General features: G+C 60.7%; 17 protein-coding genes and 1 pseudogene. 6 read left to right on the forward strand and 12 right to left on the reverse strand.

From position 1 onward, the window contains the following. The first annotated feature begins 5 nt into the window (after positions 1-5). The 4 genes from ACEN93_RS21710 to ACEN93_RS21725 all read left to right on the forward strand — a co-directional run bounded on the left by ACEN93_RS21710 (position 6) and on the right by ACEN93_RS21725 (position 4,233). Complete coding sequence (locus tag ACEN93_RS21710; RefSeq protein WP_495610486.1) at positions 6-2,198, forward strand: FUSC family protein; 2,193 nt, start codon at positions 6-8, stop codon at positions 2,196-2,198. Further along, positions 2,188-2,388 (forward strand): DUF1656 domain-containing protein, encoded by a 201-nt coding sequence (locus ACEN93_RS21715; RefSeq protein ID WP_003221811.1) that lies wholly within the window; start codon positions 2,188-2,190, stop codon positions 2,386-2,388. Before ACEN93_RS21710 ends, ACEN93_RS21715 begins: the two co-directional genes overlap by 11 nt. A gap of 10 nt (positions 2,389-2,398) precedes the next feature. Beyond that, positions 2,399-3,256 carry an efflux RND transporter periplasmic adaptor subunit gene (locus ACEN93_RS21720; RefSeq protein ID WP_039769432.1) on the forward strand — a complete coding sequence of 286 codons (858 nt, stop codon included), beginning with the start codon at positions 2,399-2,401 and terminating at the stop codon, positions 3,254-3,256. Between the two features lie 239 nt (positions 3,257-3,495). Continuing rightward, positions 3,496-4,233: a hypothetical protein gene (locus ACEN93_RS21725; RefSeq protein WP_039769433.1), complete on the forward strand. Its 738-nt coding sequence runs from the start codon at positions 3,496-3,498 to the stop codon at positions 4,231-4,233. A gap of 62 nt (positions 4,234-4,295) precedes the next feature. Here ACEN93_RS21725 and ACEN93_RS21730 read toward each other — a convergent pair whose 3' ends face one another. Both ACEN93_RS21730 and ACEN93_RS21735 read right to left on the reverse strand, forming a co-directional pair. Then, positions 4,296-5,120 carry an SDR family oxidoreductase gene (locus ACEN93_RS21730; RefSeq protein ID WP_103385695.1) on the reverse strand — a complete coding sequence of 275 codons (825 nt, stop codon included), beginning with the start codon at positions 5,118-5,120 and terminating at the stop codon, positions 4,296-4,298. A gap of 35 nt (positions 5,121-5,155) precedes the next feature. Continuing rightward, complete coding sequence (locus tag ACEN93_RS21735; protein WP_064382468.1) at positions 5,156-5,620, reverse strand: hypothetical protein; 465 nt, start codon at positions 5,618-5,620, stop codon at positions 5,156-5,158. Between the two features lie 182 nt (positions 5,621-5,802). Between ACEN93_RS21735 and ACEN93_RS21740 the strand changes: the two genes are divergently transcribed. After that, a complete protein-coding gene (locus tag ACEN93_RS21740) occupies positions 5,803-8,622 on the forward strand; it encodes an RHS repeat-associated core domain-containing protein (RefSeq protein ID WP_495610487.1) in 2,820 nt (939 codons plus the stop codon). A gap of 73 nt (positions 8,623-8,695) precedes the next feature. Here the strand turns inward: ACEN93_RS21740 and ACEN93_RS21745 are convergent. After that, a pseudogene (locus ACEN93_RS21745) lies at positions 8,696-8,839 on the reverse strand (hypothetical protein); the annotation flags it as partial. Positions 8,840-8,952: 113 nt separating this feature from the next. Between ACEN93_RS21745 and ACEN93_RS21750 the strand changes: the two are divergent. Beyond that, positions 8,953-11,643, forward strand: a complete 2,691-nt coding sequence (locus tag ACEN93_RS21750; protein WP_495610488.1) for an RHS repeat domain-containing protein — start codon at positions 8,953-8,955, stop codon at positions 11,641-11,643. 72 nt (positions 11,644-11,715) lie between these two features. Here ACEN93_RS21750 and ACEN93_RS21755 read toward each other — a convergent pair whose 3' ends face one another. The 9 genes from ACEN93_RS21755 to algK all read right to left on the reverse strand — a co-directional run bounded on the left by ACEN93_RS21755 (position 11,716) and on the right by algK (position 23,980). Then, a complete protein-coding gene (locus tag ACEN93_RS21755) occupies positions 11,716-13,167 on the reverse strand; it encodes a mannose-1-phosphate guanylyltransferase/mannose-6-phosphate isomerase (RefSeq protein WP_039769441.1) in 1,452 nt (483 codons plus the stop codon). 102 nt (positions 13,168-13,269) lie between these two features. Then, positions 13,270-13,926, reverse strand: a complete 657-nt coding sequence (locus tag ACEN93_RS21760; protein ID WP_039769442.1) for an alginate O-acetyltransferase AlgF — start codon at positions 13,924-13,926, stop codon at positions 13,270-13,272. Between the two features lie 14 nt (positions 13,927-13,940). Continuing rightward, the gene (locus tag ACEN93_RS21765; RefSeq protein WP_495610489.1) at positions 13,941-15,113 is read right to left on the reverse strand and encodes an alginate O-acetyltransferase; all 1,173 of its coding nucleotides are present in this window, start codon (positions 15,111-15,113) and stop codon (positions 13,941-13,943) included. A gap of 10 nt (positions 15,114-15,123) precedes the next feature. Next, entirely contained in the window at positions 15,124-16,689 is a 1,566-nt protein-coding gene (locus ACEN93_RS21770; RefSeq protein WP_039769445.1) for an MBOAT family O-acyltransferase, read from the reverse strand. Positions 16,690-16,896: 207 nt separating this feature from the next. Then, entirely contained in the window at positions 16,897-18,021 is a 1,125-nt protein-coding gene (locus tag ACEN93_RS21775) for a mannuronate-specific alginate lyase (protein ID WP_103386420.1), read from the reverse strand. A gap of 8 nt (positions 18,022-18,029) precedes the next feature. After that, positions 18,030-19,481 (reverse strand): alginate O-acetyltransferase, encoded by a 1,452-nt coding sequence (locus tag ACEN93_RS21780; protein ID WP_039769449.1) that lies wholly within the window; start codon positions 19,479-19,481, stop codon positions 18,030-18,032. A gap of 10 nt (positions 19,482-19,491) precedes the next feature. Then, positions 19,492-21,063 (reverse strand): mannuronan 5-epimerase AlgG, encoded by a 1,572-nt coding sequence (algG, locus tag ACEN93_RS21785; protein ID WP_039769710.1) that lies wholly within the window; start codon positions 21,061-21,063, stop codon positions 19,492-19,494. A gap of 26 nt (positions 21,064-21,089) precedes the next feature. Beyond that, complete coding sequence (locus ACEN93_RS21790) at positions 21,090-22,577, reverse strand: alginate export family protein (RefSeq protein ID WP_039769452.1); 1,488 nt, start codon at positions 22,575-22,577, stop codon at positions 21,090-21,092. Beyond that, positions 22,574-23,980, reverse strand: a complete 1,407-nt coding sequence (gene algK, locus ACEN93_RS21795) for an alginate biosynthesis TPR repeat lipoprotein AlgK (RefSeq protein ID WP_495610490.1) — start codon at positions 23,978-23,980, stop codon at positions 22,574-22,576. Before algK ends, ACEN93_RS21790 begins: the two co-directional genes overlap by 4 nt. Positions 23,981-23,984: the final 4 nt, after the last annotated feature.

The raw sequence follows: 23,984 nt of genomic DNA on the forward strand, positions 1-23,984 counted from the left end.
CCTTAATGACTCCCTTGCCCGCACCTTTACGCTGGCTCTACTCCCTGGAATGGCGCCGGGGCTTATTCGACTGGGCGCGCAGCGACGGCGTGACCTGGGTCTACATCTTCAAGGTGTTGATCGCCGCATTCCTGACCCTGTGGCTGGCGATGCGTCTGGAACTGCCGCAGCCGCGCACGGCGATGATCACCGTGTTCATCGTCATGCAGCCGCAGAGCGGTCAGGTGTTCGCCAAGAGTTTCTACCGTTTTCTCGGCACCCTGGCCGGGTCGGCGATGATGGTCACGCTGATTTCACTGTTCGCCCAGAACACTGAACTGTTCCTCGGTTCACTGGCGATCTGGGTCGGCATCTGCTCGGCCGGCGCCGCCCGTTGCCGCAACTTTCGCGCCTACGGTTTTGTGCTGGCCGGATACACCGCCGCGATGGTCGGTCTGCCGGCGCTGGCTCATCCTGACGGTGCGTTCATGGCGGCGGTGTGGCGGGTGCTGGAAATCTCGCTGGGTATTCTCTGTTCGACCCTGGTCAGTGCCGCGTTCCTGCCGCAAACCGCCAGCGCCGCGATGCGCAACGCCTTGTATCAGCGCTTCGGTGTGTTCGCGTTGTTCGTCACCGATGGCCTGCGCGGGCGCAGCAAACCGGAGTCGTTCGAGGCCAGCAACGTACGCTTCATCGCCGAAGCGGTAGGGCTGGAAGGGCTGCGCAGCGTGACCGTGTTCGAAGACCCGCACATGCGTCGACGCAACGGCCGGCTCAGTCGCCTGAACAGCGAGTTCATGGGCATCACCACCCGTTTCAACGCCTTGCACCAGTTGCTCGAACGCCTGCGCAACAACGATGCCGATCATGTGGAAGCGGCGATCAAACCGGGCCTGCAGGACTTGGCCGAAGTGCTCGACGGCTTCAGTGGCCGCGCCCTGACCAGCCCGGATGCGGCGCGTCTGGTGCTGGCGCTGGCGGCGTACAAGGAAGGCTTGCCGGCGCGGGTGCGCAGTCTGCGGGCGATCTTCCAGGAGAGTGAACCGAGCGACGCCGAGCAGCTGGATTTCCACACCGCATACGAGCTGCTCTATCGCTTCGTCGATGACTTGCACAGTTATGCACAGACCCACGCGTCTCTGGCCGATCACAGCCACGAACGCGAGCGCTGGGATGAGCCGTTCACCCCGCAAACCAGTTGGTGGGCTGCAGCGGCTTCGGGGATTCGTGCGTCATTCATTCTGATCGTGCTTGGCAGTTACTGGGTCGCCACTGCGTGGCCGAGCGGCGCGACCATGACCCTGATCGCTGCCGCTACCGTGGGCCTGTCGGCCGCCACGCCGAACCCGAAACGCATGGCGTTCCAGATGGCTTGCGGCACGTTCCTCGGGGCGTTGATCGGCTTCGTCGAGATGTTTTTCATCTTCCCGTGGATCGATGGCTTCCCGCTGCTGTGCGTGATGCTCGCGCCGGTGATCGTGCTCGGCTCGTTCCTCGCATCGCGGCCGCAATATGCCGGTGTCGGCCTCGGTCTGCTGATTTTTTTCAGCACCGGTTCGGTGCCGGACAACCTGACGATCTACAACCCCTACACCTTCATCAACGACTACATCGCCATGGTCATGGGCATGCTGGTCTGCGCAGCGGCGGGCGCGATCATTCTGCCGCCGAACAGCCGCTGGTTGTGGCAGCGCCTGGAGCAGGACCTGCGCGGGCAAGTGGTGTACGCGATCAGCGGCAAACTCAAGGGCCTGGCGTCGAGTTTCGAAAGCCGTACCCGCGACCTGATGCATCAGGCTTATGGGCTGGCGGCCGGTCAGCCGCAGGTGCAGAAAAACCTGCTGCGCTGGATGTTCGTGGTGCTGGAAGTCGGCCACGCGATCATCGAGTTGCGCAAGGAACAGGCGATCCTGCCGGTGCATCCGGCGTATGCCGAATCCCAGCCATGGCGCCAGGCAATCCGGGTCATGGGGCGCTCGCTGGTGCGGCTGTTCCTGCAACCGAATTCGAGCAATCTGGAACGCGCGCTGGTCGCGGTCGATCACGCGATCAGCCGTGTCGCCGCCACCGACGAGCCGTTCGCACCGCACTTCGATACCTCGGCACTGCGGCGGGTGAAAAGCTACCTGCACTTCATCCGCACCTCATTGCTCGACCCGCAATCGCCCCTTGCTGCCTACGCCATCGCCAAGCCCGAAGGACTTGCCCATGCCTCGTGAAATCGCCTTCCACGGCGTGTACATGCCGACCATGACCCTGATGTTTTTCGTCGCTGCGGCACTGGCCTGGGCGCTGGACCGGTTTCTGTCGGGGTTCGATCTGTATCGCTTCTTCTGGCACCCGGCGCTGTTGCGCCTGAGCCTGTTTACCTGTCTGTTCGGCGCGATGGCGCTGACTGTCTACCGTTGAGAACGCTCTGATGAAAAAGTTTTTCAGCCTGCTCGCGACCCTGCTGGTGCTGGCCCTGGCGTTGTGGATCGGCCGCACGTTGTGGGAGCACTACATGAACACCCCGTGGACCCGCGACGGCCGGGTGCGCGCCGACATCATCAACGTCGCCGCCGACGTCACCGGTGAAGTGGTCGACGTGCCGGTGCGCGACAACCAGTTGGTGAAGAAAGGTGATCTGCTGATGCAGATCGACCCCGAGCACTACCGCCTCGCGGTGAAACAGGCGCAGTCGCTGGTCGCTTCGCGCAAGGCCACGTGGGAGATGCGCAAGGTCAACGCCCATCGCCGCGCCGACCTCGACAACCTGGTGATCTCCAAGGAAAACCGCGACGACGCCAGCAACATCGCCGACTCGGCGCTGGCCGATTACCAACAGGCTCAGGCGCAACTGGAAGCGGCCGAACTCAACCTCAAACGCACCGAAGTGCGGGCGGCGGTGGACGGCTACGTGACCAACCTTAACGTCCATCGCGGCGATTACGCCCGCATCGGCGAAGCGAAAATGGCTGTGGTCGACATGAACTCGTTCTGGGTCTACGGCTTCTTCGAAGAAACCAAACTGCCCCACGTGCGCGTCGGCGATAAAGCCGACATGCAGCTGATGAGCGGCGAAGTCCTCAAGGGCCACGTGGAAAGTATTTCCCGTGGCATCTACGACCGCGACAACCCGGAAAGCCGCGAGCTGATCGCCGATGTGAACCCGACCTTCAACTGGGTGCGTCTGGCGCAACGGGTGCCGGTGCGGATTCACATCGATGAAGTGCCGGAGGGTGTGCTGCTGGCGGCGGGGATTACCTGCACGGTAGTTATTGAGGGTTTGAACTAAAAGCAAGCATGTCGCGAGAGATAAGTGCTTTCGCGACTTGTGCTTTTAGTTGTGGTTGTTAGTGGGGTGTTTGAAGTTTTTTTGAATTGTAAGTGCCTGTTGTTTTTCGGTTCCTGACTTTATTCCTGTGTTAGTGTTTTTTCGTCGTCTGGATAAAGGCGCTATCTCATTGATTTTAATATTGCCGATTGCAATCAGGCATTGGCAGCTATTGGCTTTTTAATAGGAAGTTTTAAGTTATGGAACTGATTGATATCAGGATGGATGACTTTGTCAGTCATATAGTCAGCGGGGAAACGGTGACATTGGGCTTTACAATGTTGACCGATGGTACGCCACCCCCCGTTGGCTCGCGTATGCAGTTTCGGGCCTACAACGGCGCAGCGTTTGTGCACGCTTCGATGCCCGCCAGCGGTGCGCAGATGAGCTATTCCGAAGCGTCAAAGTCCGCCACTTTGACCATTACCGAAGATCAACTTGAAGGATGGAATCCAAGGCGCACGCTGACGTTTACAGCACCTGTGAACATGGACCCTTCAGAAGTGTGCGAAATGTTAAGCATTGTTTATTATCAGCCCCGGTATGAGGCAGGGAACTTTTCTGTACTCGTTAAGCCGGATGGGGAACAGGCCATTTCGGCCAGGCAGGTATTTACTGCAAAATGGCAGGACATTGTGACCGGCGGCTGGGTTTATAGTTACGACGTTATGGTCCAAGCAAATAATCAATCGTTTGCCCAATGGAAGTTTTCAAGTGCAGGCTTACCGGTGGGAACGAAAATTTACGCCAATCCGTGGCTTGACGTCGTTCATGATGCAAAAGAGGGCATTGTCGAACTGGCCACACCACCAGGAGACAAGTATTTTCTGATCCCGGGCCAGGAAGTCGCCATTTCGATCCAGCTCTTATACCCAGCAGCATCGGGACAATCTCCAGCCTTTGAATCCTTGCCCAATCTGATGGCGTTCCCGCGCTGACGCTACGGGGTAACCAGGTTGTGATGGTTTGAGCCCGCCGCTGGCGAACTCAAACCTGTGGATCAGAGTTTCCCTTGCAGCCCGAAGCGCTTCATCAACGTCGATTCCAGCAAGCCTTTCGGCAACAACGTCGCCAGCAACGGCAACGCCCGGCTGCCATTGCCGATGCGGATCAGCCGTGGCGGCTTGTTCTGCTGCACAGCCTTGAGCAGCTCGGCAGCAAATTCGCTGGCCGGGGTCGGTTTGTCCTGGGACGCCTTGGCCCGCGCCCGGATGCCTTCACGCAACGGAAACCACGGCGATTGTTCGTTGATCAGTTGTTCGGCCTCATGCCCGGCATTCCTGGCGAAACTGGACTGGATCGCTCCGGGCTGCACTTCCATGACGCGAATCCCGAACGGCGCCAGCTCCATGCGCAACGCATCGCTCAACGCGTGCACCGCCGCTTTCGACGCGCAATAGGCGCCGGCAAATGGCGTGACCAAAACCCCGGAAACACTGCCAACATTCACCACCAGGCCCTTGGCCCGGCGCAGCACCGGGAACAGCGCACGGGTCACGCCGACAATCGAAAACACGTTGGTTTCGAACTGGCGCTGCATGGCCGGAACACCGCCATCGAGCAGCGGCCCCATGGCGCCGTAACCGGCGTTGTTGATCAGCACGTCGAGGCCGCCGTGTTGCTGGTTGATTCGCTCGGCAAGTTGTTCCAGCGCTGCATTGTCATTGACGTCAAGCTGCACGGCCGTGAACCCGGCAGCGGCAAGTGCCGCAACATCTTCAGCCTTGCGCGCGCTGGCCCAGACCTCGTAGCCGGCGGTTTTGAAGGCATCGGCGAGGGCGCGGCCGATGCCGCTCGAACAACCGGTAATCAACGCAACGGGCATGGCGCATTCCTTGTGCAAAAGAGTGGGAGAGGGGATCAGTCGGAGAAACTACCCTGCAATCGCTCGGCGCGAAACTCCAGGGTTTGCGGGCGATAACCGGGACGCAACGGCGGCATCGGCAGACAGTCTTCCCAGTTGCCGCCAGCCTGCAATTCGCCGGGGCCGCGATAGCGCGGGGCGGCGTATTGGTTGTCGGCCAGGTTCACGGTGTCGCCCGGCGCGTACGCCGCGATGCGCCAGCGCAGTTCGGTCAGCGGCACGTCGTTACCATTGTTCAGCTTGAGCAGCAGCGGACGGTCGGCGGGGCAGTGTTCGGGGGCATAGACGATGCGCAGTTCCAGACGCGCCAGCTGCTTGACCTCGCGATTGTCCAGCCACACCACCCACATCGCCACCAGCCCCAGGCCCACAGCGGCGGCCATCGACACCGGCAAGGCCTTGGCCGGGTAGCGCAACAGCAGGATCAGCCAGGTGATGACCAGCAAGACGCCGATGAACATGTTCTAACGCTCCTTGAACTTGTGCCTGCCATCCTACCGAAGGGGCGCGGGAATGGACATTCGTGGGTAGATCGACGGCGCCGGTGGTCGAGACTGTAATTTCTGACAGTAGCCAAACGAGCGCTGCGCTTGCTCAGATACCCGAGGCAGAAAGAATGCCGGTCGCGGGGGGAGCGCGCTTCATGAGCTTGCATGCCAATACGCCGAGGATGTCTGTGGTCGACCCACGCGGCTTGCCGGTCCGCACGGTCGACTATTGCCGTGTAGTCCAGGGTGGACCTGTCGAGCCCCGGATCAACCGAGTGCTTCATGATCCACAGGGAAACGCGATCAAACAGTGGGATCCACGCCTGTGGCAACGGCAAGCCGAAGACCCTATGACACCGGCCAACCTGACGCAGGTATTTACCCTCGACGCCACCGTGATTCGTTCGGACAGCGTTGATGCCGGCACGCAAATCGAGTTGAACGGGCTCGCCGGGCAAACAGTGTTCAGTTGGGACAGCCGGCAGACGCGACGCGACATTGAATGCGACTTCATGCAGCGACCAGTCGCAATATTCGAACAAGGCGCAAACGAGCCACGTCGTTGCGTAGAGCGAATGACCTACGGTCATCCCGGCTGTGGGGATCAGTCGCGAAACCAGTACGGTCAGCTGATTCGTCATGACCATCCGGCGGGCAGCGTACTGTTCAAAGGGTTTGCAATCAGCGGCCCCTGCACCGAAGACATCCGCCACTTCACGCTGGAACCGCTGGCAACTGACTGGCCGGAGCGGGAGGAGGATCGTCTGCGGCTGCTGGAACCCGGCGCCGGTGAGACATCGCGGTGGCGCCATGGTGCGCTCGGCGATGTACTGGAGCAGACGGACGCCCGAGACAACCGACATACATTCGCGCTGACCGTCGATGGCCGCTTGCGCGAGCGCCGCTTGCAGTTGAGGGGTGAGGCTGAACAGATCCTGATCAGCGATATTCACTACAACGCTTACGGCAGTATCGAGCAGGAAACCGCTGGCAACGGTGTGCAGACCACCCGCGTATATCGGCCCGAAGACGGTCGCCTGATGGTCCGTCGGGACGAAGACACTCGCGGTGGAGTGCTGCAACACTTGCGTTATGGATACGACAGGACTGGCAATGTCCTGAGTATCGAAGACAAGGCGCTGCCGATCCGTTACTTCGCCAACCAGCGAATCGATCCGGTCAGCCGCTTTGTCTACGACAGCCTTGACCAGTTGATCATGGCGTCGGGCTGGGAAGCCGGAATGGCGAGGCAGGGCCCGCAATCGATAGGGCGCGTCGATCCGGCGGTTGTCAGTAACTATCAGCAGACTTACGAATATGATCCCGCTGGCAACCTGCGCAGGCTGACTCATGCGGGCGCACAAAGTCACGGGCGCAAACTGCAACCGGCGAGTTACAGCAACCGCGCTCTGCCTTATGACGACACACCTCCCGACGACGCTCAAATCGAAGCCGCCTACGACCGCAGAGGCAACCTGTTGCAGCTGGAACCGGGGCGGGTACTGAGCTGGAACCTGCGCAACCAACTGCAATCAGTCAGCCCGGTGGAGCGCACCTTCGGGCTCGCCGACCAAGAGGTCTATCTCTACGCGTCTGGCAGTCAGCGAGTACGCAAGATCCGCTCATTACGAACCAACGCCCGCACCCTGGTTTCCGATGTGCGCTATTTACCTGGACTGGAATTGCGCATCGACAACGGCACCGGCGAACGGGTGCAAGTCATCATTGCCGACAACGCTCGAGTACAGCACTGGGAAAGCCCGCCGCCTTCGGGAATCAACAATCGGTATAGATATCAACATGTCGATCATCTGGGTTCGGTCTGTCTGGAAACCGCCGCTGACGGCGCGATGATCAACCGCGAAAGGTTTCACCCTTTCGGCACCAGCGCCTGGCGGGACGGCGAATTCAGCTGCAAATTCGTCCGTTACTCGGGCAAGGAGCGCGATGCCTCCGGGCTCGACTACTTTGGTCTGCGTTACTACATCCCATGGCTACAACGCTGGTCCAGTGCGGACCCTGCCGGTCATGGCGACGGTGCCAACCTCTACCGAATGGTTCGCAACAATCCACTCACCTTCACCGATGACGAGGGGGCGGTCACGCGTAGAAGGCTGGCCAACGGATTGTGGCAGCCTGTTATCGCGACGGGGGCTGATCGATTGATGACCGGAGCTCTGGAGGTGAAAAGCGGCGCACCTCGGCGCGGAGTGCCCGCAACAGGCAGGTCTGGCAACATCCGAAAGTCGCTGGAGATTGGCGAGCTGGGCAGGATTGAGGTCAGTACCAAACTGCTGGACCCCACTCCCGGACGTTACTCGAACGAAACCGTCGCGCAGTTGAGCCGCCGTAACGGTGGCGCCGAGTTTATTTTCAGTATGGATCGCATGACTTATTCCGGTGCTGGCAGTGGGGAATTCAATGCTTTGCGGATCGTCGATATTCCCAATGGCGAGATCCCTGACCAGAACAACGCGGTATCCGGGTATTGGGCGCCTCAGGGTGGCTATGTCGATATTCCGCTGCATCCGACAGGTACTCAGCCTGACTATGTATTTACCCCCGGTTTCAGCGGTTGCTCACTGACGGTGGATCAACTCAACGACAACGTGCTGCGTGTCCGGCATGTGGAAGGCGGATATGAAAATGCCCAATACAACGATCTCTCCGAAGGCCACGGAATGGGGCAGGCCGCCGCCATGGAATATCAGGATTATGGTTATGCACCGGATGATCAGGGCCGTCAGGAAAACCTCACGACCGGTTTCGCTTTCATGAAGTACGACCGCAAACAGCAGCAATGGAACATCCATTATCAGACCATTCAGGGCTCCAGCGGAATCGAGCGTTACAGCCCTGGCAGCACCGGGTTTTTCAAGAAAACCAATGCATCGGTTTCGGTTTATCCACAGACACGTATCAGGAAAACCATGAGCCGAGCAGTCATTCCGAGTGACAGGCGCAAGACGGGCTGAAAAAAGCCCCCGCCCAACCCGCTGCGGATAGGGGACGCAGCGGGCTGGACGGGAGCTTCTTATTGCAGGTCGATCACTGCGCGATGGGTTTCACCGACACGCCGCGTTCGACCGGGGTGGAGCGACCGTAGATATCTTCGAAGCGCTCGATATCGTCTTCGCCCAGGTATGAGCCCGACTGCACTTCGATGATTTTCAGCGGGATCTTGTCGGGGTTGCGCGCAGGTGCCGTTGGTCGGGACTGTAATTTCCGACAGTAGCCGAACCAGCGCTGAGCTTGCTCAGATGCCCGGAGGCACAACAAATGCCGGTTGCGGGGAAGTACGCTCCATGAGCTTGCACGTCAATACGCCGAGAATGTCTGTGGTCGACCCGCGCGGCTTGCCGGTGCGCACGGTCGACTATTGCCGAGACATCGAGGACGGACCGGTCGAGTCCCGGATCAACCGCACCCTGCATGACGCTGCGGGGCGTGCGGTGAAACAGTGGGACCCGCGACTTTGGCTGTCGCAGGCCGGCGATCCGCTGCCCCCGGCCAACCTGACGCAGGTGTTTACTCTGGACTCCACGGTGATTCGTTCGGACAGCGTTGATGCCGGCACGCAAATCGAGTTGAAGGGGCTCGCCGGGCAAACAGTGTTCAGTTGGGACAGCCGGCAGACGCGACGCGACATTGAATGCGACTTCATGCAGCGACCAGTCGCAATATTCGAACAAGGCGCAAACGAGCCACGTCGTTGCGTAGAGCGAATGACCTACGGTCATCCCGGCTGTGGGGATCCGTCGCGTAACCAATACGGTCAGCTGATTCGTCATGATCATCCGGCCGGCAGCGTGCTGTTCGACGCGTTTGCAATCAGCGGTCCCCGCACCAAGGACATCCGCCACTTCACGCTGGAACCGCTGGCAACTGACTGGCCGGAGCGGGAGGAGGATCGTCAGCGGCTGCTGGAGCCAGGCGTCGGTGAGACCACACAGTGGCGCTATGGTGCGCTGGGTGATGTGCTGGAGCAGACGGATGCCCGAGACAACCGGCATACGTTCGAGCTGACCGTCGATGGCCGTTTGCGTGAACGCCGACTGCAGTTGAAGGACCAGCCCGCGCAGATCCTGGTCAGTGACATCCGCTACAGCGCGGATGGCAGCATCGAGCGCGAAACGGCCGGCAATGGCGTGGTGGCCGCGCTGACGTATCGCCCAGAGGACGGTCGCCTGACGGTCCGCCGGGATAAGGATGCCGCCGGCCGAGTACTGCAGCACTGGATTTACGACTATGACCCGATGGGCAATGTCTTGAGCATCGAGGACAAGGCGCTGCCGATCCGTTATTTCGCCAATCAGCGAATAGAGCCGGTCAGCCGGTTTGTCTATGACAGTCTTTATCAGTTGATCATGGCGTTCGGTTGGGAAGCTGGCAGTGCCAGTCAGGGCCCGCAATCAATGGGACGAGTCGACCCGGCGGCGGTCAGCAACTATCAGCAGACTTATGAATATGATTCCGGCGGCAACTTGCGCAGGCTGACTCATGTCGGCGCACAAAGTCATGGGCGCAAACTGCAACCGGCGAGTTACAGCAACCGCGCTCTGCCTTACGAGCACGCACCTCCCGACGACGCTCAAATCGAAGCCGCCTACGACCGCAGAGGCAACGTGTTGCAGCTGGAGCCGGGGCGGATACTGAGCTGGAACCTGCGCAACCAACTGCAATCAGTCAGCCCGGTGGAGCGCGCTTCCGGTGCCAATGACAGCGAAACCTATCTCTACGATGGCGATCACCAGCGGGTGCGCAAGATCCGCCTGTTACAGGCCAGTGCACGCACCGTGGTTGCCGAGGTGCGCTATTTGCCCGGGTTGGAACTGCGTACCGATAACGAGATCGGTGAACGGTTGCAGGTCATCACTGCCGAGGGCGGGCTGAACAATATTCGAGTACTGCATTGGGAGATCCCTCCGCCCACGGGGACCAACGATCGATATCGATATGCGTGCTCGGATCACCTGGGGTCAGTCAGCCTGGAGTCGGACGACCGTGGCGCAATTATCAGTCAGGAAGTATTTCACCCGTTCGGTACTACGGCCTGGCAAAACGGTGAACTCAAATATAAATACGTGCGTTACTCGGGCAAGGAGCACGATGCGACGGGGCTTTACTATTATGGCTTCCGTTATTACATCCCGTGGTTGCAACGCTGGGCCAGCACCGATCCTGCCGGCTATTCGGATGGGCTGAATATTTACCGGATGGTTCGCAACAATCCGCTCACGATGAGAGACGCGCTGGGGCTGCAAGCCGAGACCGGAACCTACGAAGCGGACGTGGGCATTCGAGTGAGATTGGCCTTCAAGCTGCTTTCCTCCCAAGCACATGTGTCCAGGCTTGACCTGGGAGGTGTGGAATACAGCAAGTCTGCTGATTTCAAACTGGTTGAAGTCGGCGAGGGCCCGGATTTTTCAGTGAGCAAGCGCGAGCTCTTGAGTCATCTGAGGATGTACCGGCGCCAGTACCGTGAGATGTACCACGACTCTATGCGGCGAGAACTGCAGAACACAAATGTCAGCGCGGAACAAAATTTTGAATTGGGAAAAGAGATCGCCGAGATCACATCCTCGTCCCTCAAGTATTCAAGCGAACCACGGGTATCGGAGGAAAAAACGGTCACCAAGCACTTCTTCGCACTGATCAATCGCGACGATGTCGAAAAAAAGGGCCAGGATAAAGTGATTTATGGCATCGCTGAGTTGAGTGTCTCGTCAACAAAGGGCGGAGAAAGCACGGTTCATGTGAGCAACGTAATTGCGCACCCACTGACGCAGCCGGGCGTGGATAAGTTCCTGGGTGAATCGGTCGAGACCACCGAGGCCATCCAACCTTTCAAATTGCGTGGTATTGGGACCTACCTGACCGTCAAGTCGTTGGCCAGGATGGTGAGCACGCACAACGTTCAGAAAGTCAGGACGGCCGCGGTCAATCCGCGATCAGCGGCTATCGCCAAAAGACTGGGAGCCAGAAAAGTGGCGTAAAAAAGCCCCCGCCCAACCCGCTGCGGATAGGGGACGCAGCGGGCTGGACGGGGGCTTCTTGTTACGGAACGCTTACTGCGCGATGGTTTTCACCGACACGCCGCGTTCGACCGGGGTGGAGCGACCGTAGATATCTTCGAAGCGCTCGATATCGTCTTCGCCCAGGTATGAGCCCGACTGCACTTCGATGATTTCCAGCGGGATCTTGCCCGGGTTGCGCAGGCGATGCACCGAGGCGATCGGGATGTAGGTCGACTGGTTTTCAGTGAGCAGAAACACGTTCTCGTCGCAGGTCACTTCGGCGGTTCCGCTGACTACGATCCAGTGTTCGGCGCGGTGGTGGTGCATCTGCAGCGACAGGCACGCGCCCGGCTTGACCGAGATGTGCTTGACCTGGAAGCGGCCACCCATGTCCACCGAGTCGTACGAGCCCCACGGACGGTACACCTCGCAGTGGTTCTGGGTTTCGCTGCGGCCCTGGGCGTTGAGGGTGTTGACCATCTGCTTGACGCCTTGGACCTTGTCCTTGTGGGCGATCATCATGGCGTCCTTGGTTTCGACCACGACGATGTTTTCCAGACCGATCACCGACACCAGTTTGCCGTTGCCGTGGATCATGCAGTTCCTGCTGTCCTGGATCACCACGTCGCCCTTGCTGACGTTGCCGTTGGCGTCCTTCTCGTTGACCTCCCACAGCGACGACCAGCAACCGACATCGCTCCAGCCGGCGGTCAGCGGCACCACGCAGGCGCGCTGGGTTTTTTCCATCACGGAATAGTCGATGGAGTTGTCCGGGCAGCAGGCGAAGGTGGCTTCGTCCAGTGTGACGGTATCGGCATCCTGTTGGCTGCGCTCGAGGGTCAGCAGGCAGGTGTCGTAGATGTCCGGATCATGCTTTTTCAGTTCTTCGAGGAAGCGGCTGGCGCGGAACAGGAACATGCCGCTGTTCCAGTAGTAACCGCCGGACTCTACGTACTCGGTGGCGCGTTTGACGTCGGGTTTTTCCACGAAGTGCGAGACGCGGCTGACGCCTTCCGGCAGCAGCGAATCACCGGTGGACTTGATGTAGCCGTAACCGGTTTCCGGTTTGGTGGCCGGCACGCCGAACAGCACCATCTCGCCGTTTTCGGCGGCAACGGTGGCCAGAGCGAGGGCACGTTGCAGGGCTTTCTGGTCTTCCAGAACGTGGTCGGCCGGCAGCACCAGCATCAATTCGTCGCGACCTTCATTGACCAGCATCATCGCGGTCAGGGCCACGGCCGGCGCGGTGTTGCGACCGAACGGTTCCATCAGGATCCGCTGGCATTCCAGATTGCGGCTGGCCAACTGCTCGTTGACGATGAAGCGGTGATCCTTGTTGCAGACCACGATCGGGGTGTCCATGCCTTCGAACACCAGACGCTCGAGGGTTTGCTGGAACAGTGTGTGTTCGCCGGTCAGGGCGAGGAACTGCTTGGGAAACTGCTTGCGCGAAAGCGGCCAAAGACGTGAGCCGCTACCACCTGACAAGATCACCGGAATCATATTGTTTACTCCTAAAAATGCAGTTGGGAGCTGCAAGCTGCAAGCGGCGAGTTAGAAGCACTTCACTTGCAGCTTGAGGCTTGTAGCTGATAGCTCGAGCGATTAGCGAGTCGACACCGGGCGTTTCACCCAGACTGGCGACAGGTTGCTGCCGTTGCCGGTGACGTACAGCACGGCTGCTTCACCGCGCTCCAGGGCGACTGGTTTGACGTCGCCGACTTTCTTGTCACCTTCGTACAGCGCCAGGCTGACTTTCACCGGGTTGATTTCACGCTCGCCACGGCCCTTGGCGGCCACGTTCGGCACCACGTCGGTCTTGCCGTCGGCGGTCTTCAGGGTCAGCGACTTGTCGCTGAGGTTCTGCACGCGCACCAGGGATTTCTGCTTGTTCTTGAACGGCGGTTCTTCGATCAGTTGCGGCGCGCCGGAAGCGTTGTTGACCAGGGTGTAGTAGTGGTCACCGGCGAGTTTCACCGGCAGGGTCTGGCTGCCGACCTTGGCGCTGTAGTCACCGCCCGGCATGAAGCTGAAGTCGCTGCTGGCCAGCGGCGCGACGTCGGCGAGGTTAGTGCTGCCGACGGTGGCGCTGACTTCAGCGTTGCTGGCGTTGTAGACGCGCACGAAGGTCGAGCCTTTCGGTGCAGTCGGGCCGTACAGCGCAGCGTCGCCACCGGCGAAGGCCTGGACCGACAGCACGCTCAGACCCGCAACCAGAGCGAAGCGTTTGGCGAGACGACGAGGAGTTGTAGTGAAAGTCATGGTGTACCTCTCTTTCAGTTTTGCGCCCGATCGGGCGTCTCGGATTTAGTGTTGATGGCTACGTTTTGTTGGCGAGCACCGGCTTGTTTGAGCTCTGCGACCCACTGTGGGTCGGCGTCGCCGATTTCGTTGTTCACAGGCAGATATCGTTCAGGAAACTCCCAGATCAGCACCTGTGGCGGGCTGTTCTTGAAGTCATCGCTTTTCAGGTAGCTGAGCATCGGCAGGATCGGGCCGTGGCCGTCTTCGGCGTAATTGACCACGTCGCTGTGCAGCGCTTGCTTGAGCGCACCGACAAAGTTCCAGTTCGGGTTGGCGCTGTAGCTGGTGCCGATCAGGGCCACCGGCACTTCGCTGTTGGCGAACAGGGCGTCGTCCCCGGCAGGTTGTTCGACGGCCACGGTGTTGCGCTTTTGCAGCGGTTCCTTGGCCGGCATCAGGTTTTCGAACAGCGGATCCAGCGGCAGGAACAGACGCAGGTCGCCCTTGTGCGTGACCTTCTCCGCCGGGGTGGTGACGAAGCGCTGTGGCTCGCCGCTGAGCGGGAACTTGTCGGCGATGGTCCTGGCCAGGGTGTTGGCGGCGATTTCCGCGCCTTCAGGTGTCCAGTGGGTGTCGGTGCGCAGGAACACTTGCTGACCGTTCTGCTTGGCCTTTTGCAGCGGGCCGAGCAGGTCGGGGGCGAGGATCTTGTCCGCCGCGACACGGGCATGGAAGTCCTGATAGAGATTGGCGTGGATGCTCGCCGGTTTCACTTCACCCAGGTGTTCCGGGTACAGGCGAGCCTTGGCCGGCACGATCGCCATCACCAGTTTCACGCCTTTCTCTTTCAGGGTCTGGCGCACGCCTTCGACCAGCGCGTAGTTGCCTTGCAGGTTCAGCTCTTCGTTGACGATCGGGTTGAATTCCTCATCGCTGTACAACCACTGATCGCGACCGAGCACCACGCCCGGACGACCTTCGTTGAACAGTTTGAAATCCAGCGCGGCCCAAAGATTGGTGCCCAGGCGCTTGATCGGGAATTCGTCGTCGTAGTGGGTTTCCACGGCTTTGGTCCAGCGGCCGTTGAGCACCGTCGCATCGGCGTTGGTGCTGAAGCCGAAGAAGCTGCGCACCGACCACAGACCGAGCACCAGCAGGGTCACCAGAAACAGCGCGATGTAGAAGATGCGTAATGAGCGGGTCATGTCAGATCCCTCAGAACTGGAAGTAAAGGAACGGCGAGAAGCTTTGCGCCGAGAGTTTGAGAATCGAGGCGATGAACAGCAGCAGGATCAACCCGCGCATCACGTAGCGCGACCAGTCCGCGGTCCAGTAGGCCGGTTGCACCTGGGCCTCGACGCCGACGGTGTAGCCAGGCTCGTGGATGCTCGCCGGGTTTTCGCCCGGAGCGGCCTTGATCATTCCCGGCGTCGCCGTGGCAGGGCCATTGGCCTCGACGTTGACTTCAGGTTTGGTCTTGGCCGGCGGCTGGTTGGTGTACAGATCACGCAGGCCGAAGAACGCCAGGGTCACGTAAGCCACCACCAGGGTCGCCACTTGCAGACCGGTGAGGCTGGCCTGGTTGAGTTCCGACAGCGACCAGTCGCCGAAGCTGAACATCGCGCCGTACATGCGGCCGGCGACGTGCAGGTTCTCGGCGCGGAAGATCACCCAGCCCATGACCACCAGCAGGAAGGTCAGCGCCCAGCGGATCGGATTGAGGCTGCGCGGCGCGGTGTTGAGGCCGAGCATTTTTTCAATCGCCAGCCACATGCCGTGCCACGCACCCCAGACGATGTAGGTGATGTTCGCGCCGTGCCACAGACCACCGAGCAGCATGGTCAGGAACAGGTTGCGATAGGTCATCAACGTGCCTTTGCGGTTGCCGCCGAGGGTGATGTAGAGGTAGTCACGCAGCCAGGTCGACAGGCTGATGTGCCAGCGGCGCCAGAACTCGGTGATCGACTGGCTGATGTACGGCTGCTTGAAGTTTTCCATGAAGCGAAAACCCATCATCAGGCCCAGGCCGATGGCCATGTCGCTGTAACCGGAGAAGTCGAAATACAGCTGCGCGGTGTAGGCCAGCGCGCCGAGCCAGGCATCGCCCGTGGTCGGGTTTTGCAGGGCGAAGCAATGGTCGGCCACCACGGCGAGGGTGTCGGCGATGAACACCTTCTTGATGAAACCCTGCATGAACCGCGTGCAGCCCTCGGAGAACTTGTCGAGGGTGTGCGTGCGGTTGTTGAACTGATCGGCCAGGTCACGGAAACGCAGAACGGGACCGGCAATCAGGTGCGGGAAGATCGCCACGAACGCTGCAAAGTCGATCAGGTTGCGGGTCGCCGGAGTGTCGCCGCGGTAGACGTCGATGATGTAGCTGATCGACTCGAAGATGTAGAACGAGATACCGATCGGCAGCAGCACGTGGGTCAGGATGAACGGCTCAAGGCCCATCGAGGTCATGATCGCGTTGATGCTCTCGACCCCGAAGTTGGCGTACTTGAAGTAGCCGAGGATGCACAGGTCCACCGCCACGCCGAGCAGCAGCCAGCGCTGGGCCGGTTTGGTGCGCACGCCGGCGGCGCCGACTTTCAGGCCGATCCAGTAGTTCCACAGGGTGACGCCGGCGAACAGCGCCAGAAAGTCCACCCGCCACCACGCGTAGAACACGTAGCTGGCGATCAGCAGCAGCAGGTTGCGATAGCGTTGCCCGCTCAGGTAGTACAAGCCGAGAAAGATCGGCAAGAACAGAAACAGGAACACGTTGGATGAAAATACCATCCCGATCTCTCCATGTTTGAACCAACAGTCAAGGGCCAAAGCCCCCCCAACCCCCCCCGTGGTGTTGGAGGGGTGAAACAGTCCTGCGATCGTTCCCACGCTCTGCGTGGGAATGCCTCTTGTGACGCTCTGCGTCACGCTTTGGGACGCGGAGCGTCCCGGGCTGCATTCCCACGCAGAGCGTGGGAACGATCAGCCGATCAGCGACTAACTGCCCTTGTTACCTTTCTCGTGCGAAGGGTCGTAGACCTTGGTCAGGTCGCCGCCGAGGCGGAAGGTCTTGAACGGCTGCATGCCGTGTTTTTTCTCGATCACATCCGGCGAACAGGTGTAGAGGGTGCAGAACGGTTCGAGCCAGGCGAATTTCATGTCCTCTTTCAGGTCGGTCATGTCCTGCTCTTTGCCGTTCTTCTTCTCGAACTGATCCGGGTCTTTCACCCCGGCCAACACCCGGTCACCCAGACGTTTCAGCGCGCCGTTGTTTTCCTGACGCAGATCCACACCGTTGACCTGGGCGAAACTGGCGATCATCGCCAGTGGCGGCAGGGCGTAGTTGTGATAGGCGAGGGCGCGTTGCTGGCGCTTGAGTTCGTTCGGCAGGAAACCGTCGGCATCGACTTGATTGACGCCGACCTTGTATTCCTTGACTGCCCAATCGAACAGGTCGCGGCGGTTGGTCGCGACCGCTGTCGCCATCACCGACCACGCGGCCCAGTACGAGTGGTTGTTGGTTTTTTCCAGCGGCAGGTTGTCCCAGTCGCTGACCACCTGATCGGCCATCTTGCTGAACCAGGCTTCGATCACCTGGGCTTCCTGCTGATGCTGGGCCAGCGGATGGGAGTCGGAGAACTTCAGGCGAATGTACGAAGACGCCATGCTGCCCAGCGCCCATTTGCGCATCGACTTGCCGGTGTGGTTGAAGTCTTTCGACATCAGCGCATCGGCCTTGGCCCACGCGGTGAGCCAGTTCAGCGTGCAATCGAGCTGTTCCGGACGACCGTCGCGCATGAACTGCATCACCCGCTTGGCGGTGCCGCGCTCCAGGGTGGTGATGTCTTTCGTGGTGTCGCGAAAGGCTTTTTCCGACTGCACGTTCAGCGTCGCGCGAGCCTTGTCCGAGCCTTCGTATTTGCTGCGAAATTGCAGCGGGCCGGTGTAGGGCGCCGGCATCGCGTCGCAGCCTTCGCTCTTGTCACCGGTCTTGAATTTATCCACAGGCGCAAAGTAGCCCTGAGGAGGACGCAGCGGCGCGGCGGCCTGCGCGGTGCCGGCGAAGATCGCCAGCCCGAGCAGCGTCGGCGCCAAAAGAGTTTTCAGTTTCGGATTTCGCATAGCAGACCTCATTGCCCGACCTGAGCGGTTTGTTGCCCAGCGCCCGGGAATACGTTGCGTTTGCAGATTTTCGCTTCGACTTTCTGTGGCGCGGTGCCCGCTTCCGGGCCCTGGACTTCGACCGCCAGCAGGTTTTGCGAGGCCCAGTCTTCGTCCGTGCGCAACTCAAAGGCGAAACGACCGTCGGTATCGGAGGTTTCCGGTTTCTCGATCTTGATGTCCTCGTGGCGACCGTTCATGTACCAGAGGGTGGCTTGCAGGGTTTTCACCGAGGTGTCGGCGAAGCGGATGTCCACCTGGTGGCTGCTGTTCTGCAGGTTCAGGTTCTTGCTGTTGACCAGCAGTTCTTGTTTGCCGCCCGGCTTGAGCGTGGTGCTGGCGGACATTTGCGCCTCTTTGCCTTCGCAGCCGTTGTCGAGCAGCGCCATCATCTGGCGATAGATGGTTTCCTGGTCGAGGCGGTACAGCGGCGAGAATTCCCAGATGAGAATTTTCGGCGGCGTCTTCTGGAATTCGTCGCTGCCCAGGTACTGCAGCATCGAACCTTCCAGACCGCCGCCGGGGAACGCGACGTTGAGAATGTCGGCGCCGATGGCTTCTTCGAGGAAACCGGCGAAGTTGTAGTTCTTGCCGCTGTGCGAAGTGCCCACGAGGGTGATCTGCGGATTGCCGGAATCACCGAACAGGTCGCCGTCACCCGCTTCGCCTTTCGGCTCGGTGGTGAACTGGTCCATGTACTGGATCGCGTAACTGGTGCCGCACAGTTGCCCGGCCATGTTGTGCAGGGTGCCGGTCTTGCCCATGCGTCCGGAGCGTTTGGTTTCGAACTCACGCTTGGGAATGTCGGCGAAGGCCGGAATCTGCTTGACCTTCTCGGCGACGATTTTCGCCGTGCGCTGGGCGCCGTACGGGGTCCAGTGCTGGTCGCCGCGGAAGTAGAAATCGTGGGCGGGCAGGGTCTCCGGCAGCGACTCGTTGGTCAGTGGCGACAGGTCCGGCACCACGTAACCCATCTTGGCGAAACGGCCGAGCATGGTCTTGTAATTGCCCAGCGCTTTCTCGTAATCGAACGCGGCTTTTTCCGCCGGGTTGAGCTTGTTGCGGTTCACCAGGCCACGGGTCGGCTGGTAGACGATCACCAGTTCGACGCCTTTGGCCTTGAACGCATCGTGCAGCTGTTGCAGGCGTTTGTAACCGGCCGGGGTGGTGTTGAACTCGGTGCGCAGGTCTTCCTGGGTCCGGAACAACCAGTCGCCCTGCGCTTGCACCAGAGTGGTGAAGTTCTGCTGATAGCGCGTGGTGTAGTTCTTCGCGTCATGGGCGGCCGGGCACAGACTGCAGCACGGTTCGGCGGTGAACGTCGGCGCTTTCACTTCGTCCGCGCGGGCGCCGTTGCTGGCCGCCAGGATGCCCACGGTCAGGGCCGACAGGCTGAGTAATTTGATCAGGTGTGGGTGCATAAAATTATCCTCAGTCCTGCAATTCGGTCTGGCGTTCGACAGGGTCGATCAGCACGGCTTTCTGCTGGCGCACCAGCAGGTCGAGAATTTCATCCTGGCGCTCGCCGAGGATGCCGTTGAAGCTGATGCCGCTGGATTTGGTCGGCGCCAGCATCGACACGCGATACAACTCGACACTCAACGGCGAATCGATTGACAGCGGGCCGCTGCCGTTGGCCGCCAGTTCACCGCCGACCACGATCAGCGAGACCTGGGCGTCGAACGGGTCGAGCTTGATGTCACGGTCGGTGTCGGTCAGGTCCTTGATGTGCCCGTAGACGCCGGTCAGGCCGTTGGCCATGGCGACGTTTTCGTAGAGGCGGATGTTCACGCTGTTACGAATGCGGATGCCGTGGCGCTTGTTGCTGATGACCTTGTTGCCCCACAGCAGGTTGTCGGCGGACTCGTAGAGGGTGATGCCGTCGGTGTGGTTCTTGTAGATCTCGTTGTAGGCGATCAGGTTGTTCACGCTGTTACGGTCGATCACCAGCCCCGAGAGGTGGTTGTCGTAGCTTTTGTTGTTGAAGATGAAGCTGTCGTTGACCTCACGGGAAATGATGATCCCGTGCTTCTTCTTCGTGCCGTACACCGTGTTCTCGGCAATGATCAGACCGTGGGAACGGTCGTGCGGGTCGATGCCGTAGACGATGTTGTCCTTGTAGGTGTTGCCCTTGACCACGAAGTCGCGGGTCTCGTAGCAGTAAAAGCCGTACCACATGTCCGAGAACTCGGAGCCGACGATCCAGCCGGTCGGCTCGGGACGCTTGAGCACCTTGGCCATGTTCGGCGTGTACTGGGAAATACTCACGCCGTAGGACTTACTGTTGGCGTAGCCGAAGCTGGCCATCTTGCTGTTGACGATGTAGGTCTCGGTGCCGCCCCAGGCCAGCAGGAACGGGCGGAATTCTTTCGGCGAACGGAAGGTCGCCGGGCCGTTTTCCTTCTCGCGCCAGCCGGTGACCCTGGTGTCACGCACGAACAGCTGGCCGTCGTTGACCAGGAACGAGCCGGCCTCCTGTGACAGGCGCAATTCCTGAGTCTGGCCGTCGATTTCGAGGATGCCTTTACGGCCGACCACGATCGGCAACTTGGCCAGGTAGACGCCCGGCGAGGTTTCGCTGAAGTACTGCTTGGGCAGTTTCTGCGCCAGCTCTTTCAGGTTCATGTAGCCGTCGTCGACGAAGATCGCCTGCGGGATGCCGTGCTGACGCACCACCCATTCGGCCATCTTGTTGTCGCCGCCGATGAAGTCCTTCAGGGCGTCTTCCTGCATCATCCGGCGCACGCTGATCTTGCCCGGTTTGCTGCGCACGATTTTCGCGGCGGCGGCTTCGGCGGTGTAGCCGGAGAGGTCGGGCAATTTCGGCTTGGCCAGTTCCAGCGCTTCGGTCGGCGCGCTGCTGACGGTGTAGGTCTTGGCCTGTTGCAGCTCCTTGGCGGTGGTCGCGGGTTTGGCCGGTTCCACACTGGCGAAGGCGCCGGCCGAGGCCAGCAGCATCGCGCCGGCCAGCAGGCTGAGTGAGCCTTTGCGGGCACTGTTCATGTCGGGCACTCCCTTGGCGGTCAGCATCAGAAGCGCCAGATCACGTCGATGAACGCGCGGTGCATGTACGAATCGACCTGGCTGCCGTAGGCATCACCCGGCTTGAACACGCCGCCACGGAAACGCACCAGCGCCGACGGTTCGTCGATCGACTGGCTCAGCGCCGCCGGCAGCAAGCCTTGCTTGAAGTACTTGGTGACCACCAGATCCATTTCCTGGCCCAGATCCTTGTTGCCGTCCTGCAGTGGCAGGGAAGTGCTGGAAAGGATCGCGCCGGTGACGTCGTCGGTGTTGTTCTCCACGGCGTTGATGCCGTTGCTGCCCACCGGCTTGTTGCCGTCCACACGCCAGAACTTGTGGTAGATCAGGCTGGCGTCGTACTGGTCGTTGAGCATCCACGAACCGAACAGGGTGGCGGTCTGCATGTTGTTCATTTCGCCACGGAAGGCTTCGCCGAAACGGTGAACCCGCGAGCGAGTACCGGTGTAGTTCGAGCGGTTGCTTTCCAGGCCGTTCTGTTCGTAATCGGCGCTGGCACGGGCATACGCCGCACCGACCTGCCATTGCGGATCGAGGCGCAGGCGCACACCGATATCGGTGGCCCAGCCGTCGACGTTGTCACTGCGCTTGGCTTGCGCCGGACGAGTGCCGTCGGCGTTGAGAGCGTTGACCGTGTCGCGGTCGCCGCTCATGCCGGTGATGCTGCCCCAGTAGTTGACGGTGTTGGTGTTGCGCCAGTTGTAGGCGTCGCTGTCTGCGGTCAGACCGAGCCAGCTGATGTCGCCGTTTTCTTTCTTGTCTAGCGAATCGCCGGCCACGCCTGGCTCCGGATAGTCGAGCTTGCCGTCGTCGTGGGTGTGGTGACCGCGAATCCCGACCCAGTTGCCGGGTGTCCACTGGTAAGCGGCGTCGGCGTAGGCGTGCAGGCGATCCTTGTCTTTGGGTGCCAGCTCTTTCAAGTCGGTGCGGTACTCGCTGAAGCGTTCGGCGACACCGGCGTTGGCGCGCAGCAGGGTGGTGTCGAAGGTCCAGTTCAGGGCTTCGATGTTGGTGTCGCGCCACTGGCCGTCGTCATTGCGCAGGCGCTGGCGACCGAACTTGAGGATCTCGCCGGGGTAGGGCGTCAGGCCGCTGTAGCCGACCCAGAACTCACGCATCGCCAGGTAGTTTTTCTTGGTCTTGCGGTCACCGTTGTCGGTGGTCTGGGTGCCGTCGCTGTCGGACTGCTGCAGGGTGTCGGTCTCGATGATGTCGGTCGAGGTCACGGCCTGGCCCATGGCGTAGGCGCTCCATGCGCCGCTTTCGCCGTAGACCCACGGACGCAGGTCGAGGCCGATGCCGTTGACGTCGCCGCCGCTGGCGGTGCCAAGGTCGCGGTCGTCTTCGGACTGGCCGGTGATTTTCACTTCGAGGCCGAAGTTCTTCGATTCAGTCATCGCGGCCAGGGTCGGGCAAGACCAGATCAGCGCGAACGTGAGGCCAATGCCGGCCTTCACAAAGGGATTCAATTTCATGGTTTTTCCTCGCCGTCTTCTTCTTGCAGGGCGTGCAGTTGCAGCGTGTTCTGGCTCAGGGCGCCACGGGTCGCCTGTTCCTGTTGCAGCAGGCGCTGGGCTTCGGCCAGGCGCTCGGGCGGCAGTTGGGCGGCGAGGGTGGTCGCCAGCTCATCGGCTTGCGGGGTGTTTTGCGCCTTGGCCAACTGGCTGAACACATAGGCATTGAGCGGGTCGGGCTTGGTGCCCTTGCCTTGGGAAAACAGCTGGGCGATGGCGAAATCGGCGCTGTTCTGGCCGTTGCGCGCAGCGGTCAGCAGATGGTCGAGGGCCTTCTGCGGATAGACCTTGCCCAGGTAGCCACGGCGGTAGATCTGGCCGAGGTAGTAATCGGCAGCGACTTCGCGGCCGACGGCTTTCTGGAAATGTTCCTCGGCGACTTTGGCGTCGGCCGGGACCAGTTTGCCTTCGTAGTAGAGCTTGCCCAGCAGCAGTTCGGCGCGCGGCTGATCGGCGGCGCGGCCGTTGTCCAGGTACTTCATCATCTGGTCGACGTCGCCCAGTTCCGGGAAGTCGTAGAGCAGTTGCGCGAGGGTGACCCACGACGCCGGGTATCCCGGAGCGATCGGCTCGAGCAGCGACTGCGCGGTTTTTTCGTCGGTCTTGCCCAGGGTCGAATCGGCCAGCACGCGGGCCACGGAATCCACCCGTTGAGCGCTGACGGTGCCGCGGCTGTAACCGGCCTGCAGTTGTTTGATCAGCTCGGCCTGTTGCTCCGGCGCGCCACGTTTCTGATAGACCGTGGCCAGCTCGACGTAGCAGATGTCGGTGGTGTTGATTGCGGCCTTGCAGATCTTTTCCACGTCATCCAGATGCTGGTCGTAAGTGCCCTGGGTGCGATACAGCAGCACCTGAGCGAGACCGGCTTCCGGGTAACCGGATTTGCGCCATTGATCGATCTGCTGCTGGGCGTTGATGTTCGGGAAGCTGTGCGGGTATTGCAGGTACAGCATCGCGAGCGGGATCAACGTGTTGCCTTCGCCACTGGCGGCGGCCTTTTTCAGCAGGCTTTCGGCTTCCTGATGCTCGGCTTCGGTGGAGCCGGGCTTGGCCACCAGCAAACGACCGAGTCGGGCCTGGGCACGCGGCGAAACACTGGCGGCGGCGCGGTAGGTGGCTTCGGCCTGTTTCATCTGTTCCGGATCGCGGCTGTCGACCTGGATGTCGGCGAGGCCCACCTGGGCTTCGCTGTAACCCAGATCGGCCAGCGCACGGTAGTTCTGCGCGGCGGTCGCGGTGTCACCGCGCTTGAGCGCTTCGTTGGCCAGACGCTGGTCGGGCAGGCCGGCGCAACCGGCCAGGGCGATTGCCATGGCCAGCGTCAGCGGGACCGGCAGGATTCTGATAGGGCTCGTCACGGGCATGTCC

Source organism: Pseudomonas sp. Pseusp21 (assembly GCF_059492145.1).

Excerpts from the sequence above, each read along its gene's own strand:
- ACEN93_RS21710 (WP_495610486.1), top strand. The coding sequence starts at position 6 with ATGACTCCCTTGCCCGCACCTTTACGCTGGCTCTACTCCCTGGAATGG.
- ACEN93_RS21715 (WP_003221811.1), top strand. The coding sequence starts at position 2,188 with ATGCCTCGTGAAATCGCCTTCCACGGCGTGTACATGCCGACCATGACC.
- ACEN93_RS21720 (WP_039769432.1), top strand. The coding sequence starts at position 2,399 with ATGAAAAAGTTTTTCAGCCTGCTCGCGACCCTGCTGGTGCTGGCCCTG.
- ACEN93_RS21725 (WP_039769433.1), top strand. The coding sequence starts at position 3,496 with ATGGAACTGATTGATATCAGGATGGATGACTTTGTCAGTCATATAGTC.
- ACEN93_RS21730 (WP_103385695.1), bottom strand. The coding sequence starts at position 5,120 with ATGCCCGTTGCGTTGATTACCGGTTGTTCGAGCGGCATCGGCCGCGCC.
- ACEN93_RS21735 (WP_064382468.1), bottom strand. The coding sequence starts at position 5,620 with ATGTTCATCGGCGTCTTGCTGGTCATCACCTGGCTGATCCTGCTGTTG.
- ACEN93_RS21740 (WP_495610487.1), top strand. The coding sequence starts at position 5,803 with ATGAGCTTGCATGCCAATACGCCGAGGATGTCTGTGGTCGACCCACGC.
- ACEN93_RS21750 (WP_495610488.1), top strand. The coding sequence starts at position 8,953 with ATGAGCTTGCACGTCAATACGCCGAGAATGTCTGTGGTCGACCCGCGC.
- ACEN93_RS21755 (WP_039769441.1), bottom strand. The coding sequence starts at position 13,167 with ATGATTCCGGTGATCTTGTCAGGTGGTAGCGGCTCACGTCTTTGGCCG.
- ACEN93_RS21760 (WP_039769442.1), bottom strand. The coding sequence starts at position 13,926 with ATGACTTTCACTACAACTCCTCGTCGTCTCGCCAAACGCTTCGCTCTG.
- ACEN93_RS21765 (WP_495610489.1), bottom strand. The coding sequence starts at position 15,113 with ATGACCCGCTCATTACGCATCTTCTACATCGCGCTGTTTCTGGTGACC.
- ACEN93_RS21770 (WP_039769445.1), bottom strand. The coding sequence starts at position 16,689 with ATGGTATTTTCATCCAACGTGTTCCTGTTTCTGTTCTTGCCGATCTTT.
- ACEN93_RS21775 (WP_103386420.1), bottom strand. The coding sequence starts at position 18,021 with ATGCGAAATCCGAAACTGAAAACTCTTTTGGCGCCGACGCTGCTCGGG.
- ACEN93_RS21780 (WP_039769449.1), bottom strand. The coding sequence starts at position 19,481 with ATGCACCCACACCTGATCAAATTACTCAGCCTGTCGGCCCTGACCGTG.
- algG (WP_039769710.1), bottom strand. The coding sequence starts at position 21,063 with ATGAACAGTGCCCGCAAAGGCTCACTCAGCCTGCTGGCCGGCGCGATG.
- ACEN93_RS21790 (WP_039769452.1), bottom strand. The coding sequence starts at position 22,577 with ATGAAATTGAATCCCTTTGTGAAGGCCGGCATTGGCCTCACGTTCGCG.
- algK (WP_495610490.1), bottom strand. The coding sequence starts at position 23,980 with ATGCCCGTGACGAGCCCTATCAGAATCCTGCCGGTCCCGCTGACGCTG.